At 72.1% G+C, this 12724-nt stretch carries 10 protein-coding genes and 1 pseudogene; 7 read left to right on the forward strand and 4 right to left on the reverse strand.

Features of this window, described 5'->3' with window-relative positions; genetic code table 11:
- The first annotated feature begins 15 nt into the window (after positions 1-15).
- Positions 16-921, forward strand: coding sequence for a diiron oxygenase (locus AB0F68_RS14330; RefSeq protein WP_357336861.1), 906 nt, complete (start codon positions 16-18; stop codon positions 919-921).
- A gap of 171 nt (positions 922-1092) precedes the next feature.
- Here AB0F68_RS14330 and AB0F68_RS14335 read toward each other — a convergent pair whose 3' ends face one another.
- On the reverse strand, positions 1093-2364 hold the full coding sequence (locus tag AB0F68_RS14335) for a transposase (protein WP_357336863.1): 1272 nt from the start codon (positions 2362-2364) through the stop codon (positions 1093-1095).
- A 70-nt stretch (positions 2365-2434) separates the two neighbouring features.
- On the opposite strand from AB0F68_RS14335, the pseudogene tnpA reads away from it, so the two are divergent.
- Positions 2435-2801 (forward strand): annotated as a pseudogene (tnpA, locus tag AB0F68_RS14340) (IS200/IS605 family transposase).
- A gap of 121 nt (positions 2802-2922) precedes the next feature.
- Here tnpA and AB0F68_RS14345 read toward each other — a convergent pair.
- Genes AB0F68_RS14345 through AB0F68_RS14355 form a run of 3 tightly spaced genes read right to left on the reverse strand, consistent with a single transcriptional unit; the run spans position 2923 to position 4111 of the window.
- Positions 2923-3207: a BON domain-containing protein gene (locus tag AB0F68_RS14345; RefSeq protein ID WP_357336999.1), complete on the reverse strand. Its 285-nt coding sequence runs from the start codon at positions 3205-3207 to the stop codon at positions 2923-2925.
- Positions 3207-3800 (reverse strand): STAS domain-containing protein, encoded by a 594-nt coding sequence (locus tag AB0F68_RS14350; RefSeq protein ID WP_357336866.1) that lies wholly within the window; start codon positions 3798-3800, stop codon positions 3207-3209. The genes AB0F68_RS14345 and AB0F68_RS14350 overlap by 1 nt, the downstream gene beginning before the upstream one ends.
- Positions 3797-4111: a hypothetical protein gene (locus AB0F68_RS14355; protein WP_357336868.1), complete on the reverse strand. Its 315-nt coding sequence runs from the start codon at positions 4109-4111 to the stop codon at positions 3797-3799. The genes AB0F68_RS14350 and AB0F68_RS14355 overlap by 4 nt, the downstream gene beginning before the upstream one ends.
- Positions 4112-4267: 156 nt before the next feature.
- On the opposite strand from AB0F68_RS14355, the gene AB0F68_RS14360 reads away from it, so the two are divergent.
- From AB0F68_RS14360 to AB0F68_RS14380, 5 genes are all read left to right on the forward strand, one after another.
- A complete protein-coding gene (locus AB0F68_RS14360; protein ID WP_357336871.1) occupies positions 4268-4942 on the forward strand; it encodes a response regulator transcription factor in 675 nt (224 codons plus the stop codon).
- On the forward strand, positions 4939-6288 hold the full coding sequence (locus tag AB0F68_RS14365) for a HAMP domain-containing sensor histidine kinase (RefSeq protein WP_357336873.1): 1350 nt from the start codon (positions 4939-4941) through the stop codon (positions 6286-6288). The genes AB0F68_RS14360 and AB0F68_RS14365 overlap by 4 nt, the downstream gene beginning before the upstream one ends.
- The gene (locus AB0F68_RS14370; protein WP_357336876.1) at positions 6285-6845 is read left to right on the forward strand and encodes a GerMN domain-containing protein; all 561 of its coding nucleotides are present in this window, start codon (positions 6285-6287) and stop codon (positions 6843-6845) included. The genes AB0F68_RS14365 and AB0F68_RS14370 overlap by 4 nt, the downstream gene beginning before the upstream one ends.
- Positions 6846-6999: 154 nt before the next feature.
- Positions 7000-7812: a SigB/SigF/SigG family RNA polymerase sigma factor gene (locus AB0F68_RS14375; RefSeq protein WP_357336885.1), complete on the forward strand. Its 813-nt coding sequence runs from the start codon at positions 7000-7002 to the stop codon at positions 7810-7812.
- A 216-nt stretch (positions 7813-8028) separates the two neighbouring features.
- Positions 8029-12537, forward strand: coding sequence for a HAMP domain-containing protein (locus AB0F68_RS14380; RefSeq protein ID WP_357336888.1), 4509 nt, complete (start codon positions 8029-8031; stop codon positions 12535-12537).
- The last annotated feature ends 187 nt before the right edge of the window (positions 12538-12724 follow it).

Below are 12724 nucleotides of genomic sequence, written 5' to 3' on the forward strand. Positions count from 1 at the left end.
CAATATGGAGGGGCCATGGAGGGGACGACGCCGGCCGGATTCCCGCGCGAGGCGGTGGCCACCCGCCTGCTCGCCGCCTCGGTGCGCACGAGCTACGACCCCGCCGTCGACATCGACTGGTCGGCGCCGCACGTCCCCGGGGTGTACTGGATGCCGCCCCGGCGCAGCACGCTCTACGGCACCGCGTTGTGGGAGGGGATGAGCGAGGAGCAGCGGATCGCGCTGACCCGGCACGAGGTGGCCAGCGTGGCCAGCGCCGGGCTGTGGTTCGAGACGATCCTCATGCAGATGCTCATCCGGCACTACTACGACGCCGACCCGACCAGCCGGCACGCCCAGTACGCGCTCACCGAGGTCGCCGACGAGTGCCGGCACTCCATTATGTTCGGTCGGCTCATCGAGGCCCTCGGCTGCCCGGTCTACCGGGCCGACCCGGTCGACCACATGCTCGGGCGCTGGCTCAAGGCCACCGCCACCGGCCCGCAGATGTACGCGGCCATCCTCATCGCCGAGGAGATGCTCGACGCGTTCCAGCGGGAGGCCATGGCCGACGAGTCGATCCAGCCGCTGATCCGGATGGTGTCCCGGATCCACGTGGTCGAGGAGGCCCGGCACGTGCGTTTCGCCCGCGACGAGCTGGCCCGCCAGGTCGAGGCCGCCGGCCCGGTCGGGCTGGGCTACGCGCGGCTGGTGATCGGGCGGGCGGCGTACTCGATCACCCGTCGCCTGGTCAATCCGCGGGTCTACGCGGCCGTCGGCATCCCGCCGGCGGCCGCGGTGGCCGCGGCCCGGGCGAACCCGCACTGGCGGGCCACGCTGCGCTGGTCGGCCCAGCGCATCGCCGAACACCTCGCCGAGCTGGGCCTGATCGCCGGTCCGGGCCGGCTGCTCTGGCGTCGCGCCGGACTTCTGGCTGACTGACCGACGGTGGCCCCCGGAGGGCGGCCGCCGCCGGTCGGGGCGGCATCAGGACGTGGGGAAGTTGTCCGGGGTGCGGATGCGGTTGCGCATGAAGTTTCCCGAGTCGGTGAGGACGGCGGTGACGGCGTAGCTGCCGCCCGCGCAGGTGCCCGGCCGGAACGCCACGCTGCCTCACTCGAGTACGTCCAGTTCGCTTGACATTCTCTCCGCCATATGGGCGGAGATTTCCTCCACGCTGCGTGTGGAACACGCGGCGCCCAGGCGGATTCCTGCTTCTCGGCGCGGTGCCGGCAGGGGTGCCGGTCTTACCTGCGCTCCACAGGCGTTTAGGCTCTCCCAGCGTCCCTGGGCGAGGATGTTCTTGGCCGCGTTGACGTCCCGGTCGTGGGCCGATCCGCACGGGCAGGTCCACGACCGGACGAACAGCGGCTTCCGGCCATCTATGCGCCCGCACGTCGAGCACGTCTGCGACGACGGCGCGAACCGGTTGATCTTGGCGAAGGTCCGTCCGGCGCGGACGGCCTTGTACTCGAGCATGCCAACGAACTGCGACCAGCCGGCGTCGTGCACCGACTTCGCCAGTCGGGTCCGGCCGAGGCCGACGACGCACAGGTCCTCGACGTACACCGCTTGGTTGTCGCGGATGATCCGTGTGGAGAGCTTGTGCTGCCAGTCCCGCCGGGTATCGGCTACCCGCGCATGCGCGCGGGCCACCTTCACGACGGCCTTGGTGCGATTCGCGCTGCCCCGCTGCTTGCGGGACAGGTCCTGCTGCAACCGGCGCAGCTTGCGGGCCGCCCGGCGCAGGAATTTCGGCGCGTCGATCTTCGTGCCGTCGGAGAGGACCGCGAAGTGGGTCAGCCCCAGGTCGATGCCCACCTCGGTGCCGGCCGGGGGCAGCGGCTGGTCGGGGGCGGCCACCACGAACGAGGCGAAGTACCGTCCGGCTGCGTCCTTGATGATTGTGACCGAGGTGGGGTCCGCGGGCAGTGCCCGTGACCACCGCACTGCCAGGTCGCCGATCTTCGGCAGCCGCAGTCGACCGTTGTCGAGCAGCTTGAAGCGGGCGTTGGCGGTAAACCGGACGGCCTGCCGGTTGTCCTTGCGGGAACGGAACCGGGGTGGCGCGACGGTGCGGCCTTTGCGTTCGCCGGTCAGCGAGGAGAAGAAGTTCCGGTAGGCGGCGTTCAGGTCCGCAAGGGCCTGCTGGAGCACCACGGCCGAGACCTCGCCCAGCCATGCCCGTTCGGGCGTCTTCTTCGCCTCGGTAATCACCCGCTTGGACAGCTCGCCGTCGGAGACGTACGGCAGCCCATCTTCGCGTGCTGACTGGCGGATGCGCAGCCCGTCGTTGAACACGACCCGCGCGCACCCGAACGCCCGAGCCAGCGCTTCCTGCTGGGCGGGTGTCGGGTAGACGCGGTAGTTGTAGCGGAGCTGCACATTGGACAGCTTGCCATCGGCCTATGACACAGATTGGGGACATCAAAGCGGGGGACACTGGGTTCTCGTCCTGCATGTCCACTTGGTCTTCGCGACCAAGTTCCGGCACACAGTGTTCGACGACTGGCACCTGACCCGCCTGGTGGAAATCATGCGGGCGGTAGGCGTCGACTTCAAATGCGAACTCATCGAGTTCAACGGCGAAGGCGAACACGTGCACCTGCTGGTCGACTTTCCGCCCATGGTCGCCCCGTCGAAGCTGGTCAACAGCCTCAGGCGTGTCCTCACGGCGGATGCGGCAGGAGTTCCCCGACCTGACGTCCCACTACTACCAGGCCAACCGGCTCTGGTCAGCCTCACACTTCGCCGGGTCCCTCGGCGGCGCACTCCTGACCGTCCTGCGTCAATACATCGAACAGCAGAACCAGCCGGGATAGAGCCGCCCGGGCCAAGTCGGCCCTCCCGCGCCGGCCTTCACCCCCGCCCTCAGGGGCGTAGCACTGACCCGAATCTAGGTAGGCGCCGAGGGTAGAGGCGAGCGCCGATCCGTGCAACCACTCAGCGGCCGCGGCGCCACCCGGAGCGCAGCCGGAGCGCGTTGCAGACGTCGAACACCCCGGAGACGTCCCAGGCCAGCTCGCCGGCCGCCCGCCGGGTCTCCGGATCGGTCACCACCCCGGCCAGGATCACCACCCGGTTCTGCGCCGTGACCGTGATCTGCTGGCGCCGGGTGGTCCAGTCGATGCTCAACCGCTGCGCCACCAGGGCGGCCAGCCGTACGTCCGCGCCGTCGGGCGGGGGCCCGTCGTCGGCGAACGGGAAGTCGGGGTACGGCCAGGACATCACGAGCTGCGGGCTCCTTCGGCTCGTTCGCGGTTCTCCACCGGCGCCGCGGGACGCCGCGGCGCCGGACCGACCGACCCGCCCAGCGCCCGGGCCCGGCTGTCGACGACCGCGAAGACCCCGTCCAGCCGCATCGTGTGCAGCACGGTACGCACGAACCGGGACGGCGCCACCAGGCACAGCCGCCGCCCGTCGCGCCGGGTCTCCTGGTGGGCCCGGACCAGCAGCCCGAGCCCGGCCGAGTCGATCACCTCGACCTCGGTGAGGTCGACAAGCACCCGGTCACCTACCGTGGCGGCCTCCGCCAGCGCCCGGCGTACCCGCTCGGCGGAGTCGGCCTCGGGGACGGCCGGCGGCCCACCCACCTCGTCGAGGTCGTCGACGCCGAGGCCGCCGTCGTGCAGGGTGGCCCGCGCACCGCACCGGGGGCAGTGGTGCGGCCCGGACGCGAAGGGCGAGCCGACCCAGCCGTTCTCGAACACCAGCGTCCAGACCACCTCGGCGTCCGGCAGGATGCAGCCGGTGCCCGTGACGCTGTCGCCGCAGCCGTCGCAGATGAGCAGCATCAGGTGCTCCGCGGGTACGACCGTCACAATCCCTCCTTCCGCCGCACGCCCGGTCGGGGCGGCGGTTCCTTCCCGGGCGCCGGGCGCCCGGCGGCCAGCACCGCGAGGACGACCGCGACGGCGGCGAACCCGGACTGCACGACCAGCGGCCACACCGCCGGCCCGCCGGGACCGGTGTCCACCAGGCCCACGACGATCGCGCCGAGCAGCGCGGCGGCCACCCCGAGCGCGAGGGTCAGCCAGACCGGCGCGGCCGTGCGCCCGGGCACGACCAGGCGACCCGCCGCGCCGACGGCGAGCCCGACGACGAGCGCCCCGACCAGCGTGCTGCCGTTCACCGTTCCTCCCTCGTCCGCCCCGGCTGTCCGCTCCGGCCCCCCACTCTGCGCAGCGGCCTTGGCGGGCGCCGCGCGGTTGTATGACAGTTCCGTGACAAAAGCCGGGAACGGCTGACGCGGTTGGGCCACTTGGGGGCGGCCGGTCATGATGCGGGTATGACGGCCGTACTGGTGATCGAGGACGACGACCGTATCCGGCTCGCGCTGCTGCTCGCCCTGGAGGAGGAGGGCTATTCCGCGTACGGCGCGGCGACCGCGGAGGAGGGGCTGCGCCGGCAGCGGGAGAGCCGGGCCGACCACGTGCTGGTCGACCTGATGCTGCCCGGCCTCGACGGGTTCGAGTGCATCCGCCAGTTGCGCCGGGACGACGACGTCCCGATCGTGGTGGTCAGCGCCCGCGACGACACCCACGACATCGTCGCAGCGTTGGAGGCCGGAGCGGACGACTACGTGGTCAAGCCGGTGGCCATCAAGGAGCTCTCCGCCCGGCTTCGTGCCCTGCGCCGGCGCGGCCGGGTCGTGGCGGCCACCGTCCCCGCCCAGGTCTTCGGGGACCTGGAGATCAGCGCCGAGGCCGGCGAGGTTCGCCGCGCCGGCCGGGCCGTCGCGGTGACCCGGACCGAGTTCCGGCTGCTCTGCGAGCTGGCCGAGCACGCCGGACGGGTGCTGTCCCGGCAGCAGCTGCTGCACCGGGTCTGGGGGTACGAGACCGGCGACGAGCGGCTGGTCGACGTGCACGTGGGCCGGCTGCGGCAGAAGATCGAGCCGGACCCGGCCAACCCACGGCACCTGGTCACCCTCCGCGGCCTCGGTTACAAGCTCCAGCGGTGACCCGCCTCGGACTGCGTGCCCGGGTCACCGCCGCGTTCGCGGTCGGTGCCCTGCTGCTCGCCGCCGTGATGGCCCTCTTCTCGTACGACCTGACCCGCCGCTCCCTGCTCGAGGAGCGGGAGCGCACCGCCGTCCGGGCCGCGTACTACGACGCCGCGGTGGTGCGGTCCGGGTTGGACACCGGGACCCCGGACGTGGTGGCGGTGCTGCGCTCCCTGGACACCGGCAGCAGCCGCCGCCCCCTGCTGCACCTGCGCGACGGCTGGTACGCCCGCACCGCCGACGTCGGGGCCGGCTCGGTCCCGGCGGAGCTGCAACGGCTGGTCGCCGCCGGCCGGCCGGCCGTGCAGCGGGTCCGCGTGGACGGGCAACCGGTCCTGCTGGTCGGCGTCCCGCTCGCCGGCGAGCTGGGCTACTACGAGCTGACCTCGTTGCGCGAGGTCGAGGAGACCTTCCAGGTGATCGGGCTGGCGCTGACCGCGGTGGCCATCATGGTCGCCGGCGCTGGCGCCGCCCTCGGCTGGTACGCGACCCGGCACAGCGTCCGGCCGCTCACCGCGGTCGCCGACGCCGCCGAGCGGATCGCCGCCGGTGACTTCGCCACCCGGCTCGACCCCACCACCGACCCGGACCTCACCAGGCTCTCCACCTCGTTCAACCACATGGTCGACCAACTGGTGCGGCGGATCGAGCGGGACCGCCGGTTCGCCGCCGACGTCAGCCACGAGCTGCGCTCCCCGTTGCAGACCCTGGCCGCCGCCGCGAGCGTGCTGACCCGCCGGCGGGAGCACCAGGACGAGCGCACCGCCACCGCGGCGGGGCTGGTCGCCGACGAGGTGGACCGGTTCCAGCGCCTGGTGGACGACCTGATCCAACTGGCCCGCACCGAGCAGCCCGCGCACCGCGACACGATCGACGTGGCCGGGCTGGCCCGCGCCGCCTGCCGGGAACGGTCCCTGCCGGAGAGCCTCGTCGAGGTGGCCGAGGGCACCCCGGCCCGGTGGCGGGTCGACCGGCGCCGGGTCGAGCAGATCCTGCTGAACCTGCTCGACAACGCCGTGCGCTACGGCGGCGGCCCGGTCGCCGTACGCCTCGGCATGCGCGACGGAATCGGCGTGCTCGACGTCGACGACGACGGACCGGGCGTGCCGGCGGCCGACCGGGAGGCCATCTTCGACCGCTTCGTCCGTGGCCGGGCCGCGCACGCCCGGGCCGGCACCGACGGCACCGGCCTCGGCCTGGCCCTGGTGGCCCAGCACGCCGCCGCGCACGGCGGACACGCGGCCGTGGTGGAGCGCGACCGGGGCGCCCGGTTCCGGGTCGAGCTGCCGGGGGCGGGCGGATGACCCGGCGACTTGTCCCACTGCTGATCGCCGCGGCGCTGCTCGGCGGCTGCGGGGTGCCGGTCGACGACGAGCCCCGCCCGGTGCGGCCGCCGCCCGGCGGCTTCCCGACCCCGGCGGGCACGGCGACGGCCGACCCGGACGGGCGGGTCGACGAGCCGCTCTGCTTCGTCCAGGGCGACGGGCTGACGGCGGTCACCCGCCGGGCCGACGGCCTGCCCGGCGTGGACGCCCACCTGCAGCACCTGCTGGCCGGGCCGGACGGCGCGGAGCGGGACCGCGGGCTCGCCACGGCCCTGCCGGGCACGGTCGCGGTGGCCGGGGCCACCCTGAGCGGCACGGTGGCCACCGTCGACGTGCGGCAGGCCGGCGAGGAGACCGGCCGCAACGACGAGGTCCTCGCCTTCGGGCAGATCGTCTGCACGCTGACCCAGCGCCCCGACGTGGACAGCGTCGCGTTCCGCCGGGACGGGCAGCCGCTGGAGGTGCCGAGGGCCGACGGCAACCTCTCCGCGCTGCCGCTCACCGCCGCCGACTACCGGCCGCTGCTGCACCGCTGACGGCCGGAAGTGGTTGGGGTCACCGCTCTTTTGCCCGACTTTGGGCGAAATCTCCATCGTCCATTCGGTTGATTGGCGGCAACCTTTGGTCTATGGTCACTGGCACGACCGGTGCTTGGGAGGCACCCGTTCTCCTCAGGACAGGAAGGGCAGCATGACCACGACGACCATCGCGCCGACGACGACCAGCGAGGTGCACCGCGCGGCGGTGACCGGCGAGGAGACCCGCGCCAGCGAGCTGATCGCCGCCCTGGCCGCGCTGCCCGAGGGGCACCCGGAGCGGCCGGCGCTGCGCAACCAGGTCATTGAGGCGTGGCTGCCGCTGGCCAACCACCTCGCCGCCCGCTACAGCGGCCGCGGCGAGCCCGCCGGCGACCTGGCCCAGACCGCGGCCCTCGGCCTGATCAAGGCGGTGGACCGGTTCGACGCCTCCCGCGGCGTGGACTTCGCCGGCTTCGCCATCCCGACCGTCCTGGGCGAGATCAAGCGGCACTTCCGCGACCGCACCTGGAACATCCGGGTCCCGCGCCGCCTCCAGGAGCTGCGGCTGCGCATCTCCGAGGCGAACAGCACCCTGACCCAGACCCTCAACCGGGCCCCGACGGTCGCCGACATCGCCAGCCACCTCGACGTCACCGAGGAAGAGGTGCTCGAGGGCCTGGAGGGTGCCCGCGCCTACAACGCCGTCTCGCTCTCCACCCCGATCGGCGACGGCGACAGCGCCACCGAGCTGGGTGACACCCTCGGCACCGACGACAACGAGTACGAGCTGGCCGAGCTGCGCGCCTCCCTCGGCCCGGCGCTCGCCACCCTCGACGAGCGCGAGCAGAAGATCCTCACCCTGCGCTTCTACGGCAATCTGACCCAGAGCGAGATCGCCGCTCAGGTCGGCGTGTCCCAGATGCACGTGTCCCGGCTGCTCGCCCGCGCGCTGACCAAGCTGCGCGGCCAGCTCACCGAGGCCTGACCCGCCAGGGCGGGACGCCCGCCCTTCTCCCCGGTTCACGCGAAGCGCTGCCGCCTCGCCCCGGGCCTGCGCACCGCCACCGACTCCCCTCGGTGGCGGTGCGTCTTGCGGTCCACCCGCCCCGCCCGCCCCACGGTCCGGTGCGGTGCATACTTGCGCGGATGCAATCGTTGCCGGGGGCGATTCCGCCGTTCGGCTGGCACAGAGGCGGTAGTGGTGGTCGACCAGACGATCCCGCGGCGGCGTGAAACGACCCCGGCGGCCGGCGCGCCGGTGTCGGATCCGGGCCTCCGCCAGCTGTTGGCCGGCCTCACCGCGGTCCGGGACGGCGACTTCGGCACCCGGCTTCCGGAGGACGCCGACGGACTGCTCGGCGAGATCGCCACCGTGTTCAACGGCATGGTCGACCAGCTCTCCCTGTTCACCTCCGAGGTCACCCGGGTCGCCCGGGAGGTCGGCACCGAGGGGCAGCTCGGCGGCCAGGCCGACGTGCCCGGCGTGTCGGGCACCTGGAAGGACCTGACCGACTCGGTGAACGCGATGGCCGGCAACCTGACCGACCAGGTACGCGACATCGCCGAGGTGGCCACGGCGGTGGCCCGGGGCGACCTGTCGCAGAAGATCACCGTCGACGTGCGCGGCGAGATCCTGGAGCTGAAGGTCACCATCAACACGATGGTGGATCAGCTCTCCTCGTTCGCCGACGAGGTGACCCGGGTGGCGCGGGAGGTCGGCAGCGAGGGCCGGCTGGGCGGTCAGGCCGAGGTGCCCGGCGTCGCCGGCACCTGGCGCGACCTGACCGACTCGGTGAACTTCATGGCCGGCAACCTGACCAGCCAGGTCCGCAACATCGCCCAGGTCACCACCGCCGTGGCCCGCGGCGACCTGTCGCAGAAGATCACCGTCGACGCCCGCGGCGAGATCCTGGAGCTCAAGAGCACCATCAACACGATGGTGGACCAGCTCTCCTCGTTCGCCGACGAGGTGACCCGGGTGGCCCGGGAGGTCGGCACCGACGGCCGGCTCGGCGGCCAGGCCCAGGTCAGCGGCGTCGCCGGCACCTGGCGCGACCTGACCGACTCGGTGAACTCGATGGCGGTCAACCTCACCGACCAGGTACGCAGCATCGCCCAGGTGGCCACCGCGGTGGCCCGAGGCGACCTGTCGCAGAAGATCACCGTCACCGCGCACGGCGAGATCCTGGAACTGAAGAACACCATCAACACGATGGTGGACCAGCTCTCCTCGTTCGCCGACGAGGTGACCCGGGTGGCCCGCGAGGTCGGCACGGAGGGCCGCCTCGGCGGCCAGGCCGACGTCAAGGGCGTATCGGGCACCTGGAAGGACCTCACCGAGTCGGTGAACGTCATGGCGGACAACCTCACCGCCCAGGTCCGCAGCATCGCGGAGGTCACCACCGCGGTCGCCAAGGGCGACCTGACGCAGAAGATCCGGGTGGACGCCCGGGGCGAGATCCTCGCTCTGAAGGAGACCATTAACACGATGGTCGACCAGCTCTCCGCGTTCGCCGACGAGGTGACGCGGGTGGCCCGCGAGGTGGGCACCGAGGGCCGGCTCGGCGGTCAGGCCCGGGTCTCCAACGTGGCCGGCACCTGGAAGGACCTGACCGACAACGTCAACGAGATGGCGAACAACCTGACCAACCAGGTGCGCTCCATCGCGCTGGTCGCCACCGCGGTCGCCCAGGGCGACCTGAGCCGGCAGATCACCGTCGAGGCGAAGGGCGAGGTCGCGGTGCTCGCCCAGACCATCAACACGATGGTCGGCACGCTCAGCGCGTTCGCCGACGAGGTGACCCGGGTGGCCCGCGAGGTCGGCACCGAGGGGCAGCTGGGCGGTCAGGCGCGGGTGCCGAACGTGGCCGGCACCTGGAAGGACCTGACCGACAACGTCAACTCGATGGCGAACAACCTCACCGGCCAGGTGCGCAACATCGCCCAGGTGACGACCGCGGTGGCCCAGGGCGACCTCACCAAGAAGATCGACGTGGACGCCCGCGGCGAGATCCTGGAACTCAAGACCACCATCAACACGATGGTCGACCAGCTCTCCAGCTTCGCGGCCGAGGTCACCCGGGTGGCCCGCGAGGTCGGCAGCGAGGGCCGCCTCGGCGGCCAGGCCGAGGTGGAGGGCGTCTCCGGCACCTGGAAGCGGCTCACCGAGAACGTCAACGAGCTGGCCGGGAACCTGACCCGGCAGGTGCGGGCCATCGCCGAGGTGACCAGCGCGGTCGCCACCGGGGACCTGACCCGCTCGATCACGGTCGACGCCTCCGGTGAGGTCGCCGAGCTCAAGGACAACATCAACTCCATGGTGGAGTCGCTGCGCGAGACCACCCGGACCAACCAGGAACAGGACTGGCTCAAGACCAACCTGGCCCGCATCTCCGGCCTCATGCAGGGCCACCGGGACCTGGAGGTGGTCGCCGGCCTGGTGATGAACGAGCTGGCCCCGCTGGTCTCCGCGCAGCTCGGCACGTTCCTGCTGGTCGACGAGGCCGCCGACCGCCGGGGCCTGCGGGTGGTCGGCGGCTACGGCCACGACGCCACCCGCCGCCGCTACGCCCTCGGCGACTCGCTCGTCGGGCAGGCCGCGCTGAGCAAGCGGGCCATCGTGGTGGACGCCGTGCCGGCCGACTACGTCACCGTCTCGTCGAGCCTGGGCGCCGCCGTGCCGCTGCACCTGGTGGTGCTGCCCATCCTCTTCGAGGACCAGGTGCTCGGCGTCATCGAGCTGGCCAGCATGGGCCGGTTCACCGAGGTCCAGCGCGACTTCCTGGAGCAGCTCACCGAGACCATCGGCGTCAACGTCAACACCATCGTCGCCAACGCCCGCACCGACGTGCTGCTCACCGAGTCGCAGCGGCTGGCCGCCGAGCTCCAGGCCCGCTCCGAGGAACTGCAGGCCCGCTCCGAGGAGCTCCAGAGCTCCAACGCCGAGCTGGAGGAGAAGGCCGCCCTGCTGGCCCGGCAGAACCACGACATCGAGACGAAGAACTCCGAGATCGAGCAGGCCCGCCAGGAGCTGGAGGCGCGGGCCCAGCAGCTCGCGCTCGCCTCGAAGTACAAGTCGGAGTTCCTGGCCAACATGAGCCACGAGCTACGTACGCCGCTGAACTCGCTGCTCATCCTCGCCCAGCTGCTGGCCCAGAACCCCAACCGCAACCTCACCCCCAAGCAGGTCGAGTACGCCACCGTCATCCACTCGGCCGGCGCCGACCTGCTCCAGCTCATCAACGACATCCTCGACCTGTCCAAGGTCGAGGCCGGCAAGATGGACATCAACCCGGAGACGTTCGAGCTGTCTACGCTGCGCGACTACGTCGACGCCACCTTCCGCCCGCTCACCACGCCGCGCGGACTGGAGCTGAACCTGATCACCGGCCCGGACGTGCCGGCCCGGCTGCACACCGACGAGCAGCGGCTGCGGCAGGTGCTGCGCAACCTGGTCTCCAACGCGGTCAAGTTCACCGAGAAGGGCCGGGTGCAGCTGCGCATCGAGCGGGCCCGCCCGGACGAGCTGCCGGCCGGGATGCCGCCGGCGGAGACGGTCATCGCGTTCCGGGTCGTCGACACCGGCATCGGCATCGCCGAACAGCACCTGAGCGCCATCTTCGACGCGTTCCAGCAGGCCGACGGCACCACCAGCCGGCGGTACGGCGGCACCGGCCTGGGCCTGTCCATCAGCCGGGAGATCGCCCGGCTGCTCGGCGGGCAGATCACCGCGCAGAGCGTCCTCGGCCAGGGCAGCACCTTCACCCTCTACCTGCCCGCCACGGCCGCCCCGTCACTGCCGGACACCGGCGTCGCCTTCCCGGCCACGGCAACGGCGGCACCCGTCGAGTCGGAGGCCCAGCGCTGGGTGGAGCAGCAGCAGCGACGGGTGCTGGTGCTCGAAGCGCACGAGAAGGGACTGCTCACCCTGCTGGCCCGCGGGGTGGCCGCGGGGACCGGCGGCCCGGTCGAGGTGTCCACCGCGGTCGACGTCGAGTCGGCCGTCGACACGCTCGCCCGGCACCGCCACCACCTGCTCGTGGTGCAGCTCGACCCGGCGGACGAGCATGGCACGGCGCTGCTCAAGGCGCTGCACGAGCACCCCGGCCTGCGCGGCCTGCCGGTGCTGGCGTACCACGGGAAGCCACTCGCCGGCGGGCAGGACACCCTGCTCCAGGGGATGGCGGCGGACCGCCCGCTGGAGATCCTCGGCAGCCTCGACGAGCTGCGGGAGCGGATCGTGCTGCACCTGACGGCGGACACGCCGGAGCGGGTGCCGTCCTTCCCGGCGCCGGGCGCCGACCTCAGCCCGGTCAGCGACCCGGTCGTCCGGGAACTGTCCGGCCGCAAGGTGCTCGTGGTGGACGACGACGCCCGCAACGTCTTCGCCCTGACCAACATCCTCGAACTGCACGGCATGGATGTGGTCTACGCGGAGAACGGCCGCAAGGCCCTCGAGACGCTGATGCGGCACGACGACATCGACCTGGTGCTGATGGACGTGATGATGCCCGAGATGGACGGATACGCGGCCACCGCCGCGATCCGCGCCATGCCCCGCTACGCGGACCTGCCGATCATCGCGGTGACCGCGAAGGCGATGCGCGGGGACCGGGAGAAGAGCATCTCCTCGGGCGCCAGCGACTACGTCACCAAGCCCGTGGACGCGGAGGACCTGCTCACCTGCATCCACCGCTGGCTCACCAGCTGAGCCTTATCCCCGGGCTTGGGATTCGAGTCCCTAGCAGCGCACCAACGATCAAGGCCCTGGCCTGCCGTTACGCCTGACCGGAGCCTTTCGTGCCCGCGGTCGGGTGCCCAATGGTGCTCGGGGGCGGTTGGACCGTTCTGCCGACCCCAGGACGACGCGCTGCAGCCGTGGACGACGCGCAATCCGG

Origin of the sequence: Micromonospora sp. NPDC023966 (genome assembly GCF_040639095.1) — a bacterium.
GTDB lineage: Bacteria > Actinomycetota > Actinomycetes > Mycobacteriales > Micromonosporaceae > Micromonospora.